General features: G+C 44.1%; 1 protein-coding gene. It reads left to right on the top strand.

The genetic code is table 11. From position 1 onward, the window contains the following. A partial coding sequence (locus tag AAEY78_RS13930; protein WP_352339962.1) for a DNA polymerase occupies nucleotides 1-256 on the top strand: 256 nt, incomplete at both ends.

Genomic DNA, 256 nt, shown 5'->3' with positions numbered 1-256 from the left:
AATCAACCTACACCGATAAGTTACCCTTGATAGTCAATGAACGCACGCAGCGAGTGCATACTTCTTATCACCAAGCGGTAACAGCAACGGGTCGATTAAGCTCAAGCGATCCTAATTTACAAAATATTCCTATTCGTTCAGAGGAAGGACGTCGTATTCGTGAAGCGTTTATTGCCGCAGATGGATATAAAATTGTGGCTGCCGATTACAGCCAAATAGAACTGCGTATTATGGCGCATCTCTCGCAAGATAAGGG

Source organism: Psychrobacter sp. 16-MNA-CIBAN-0192 (genome assembly GCF_040309565.1).
Classification (GTDB): Bacteria; Pseudomonadota; Gammaproteobacteria; order Pseudomonadales; family Moraxellaceae; genus Psychrobacter.
This window is presented reverse-complemented; position numbering and strand designations above follow the sequence as displayed.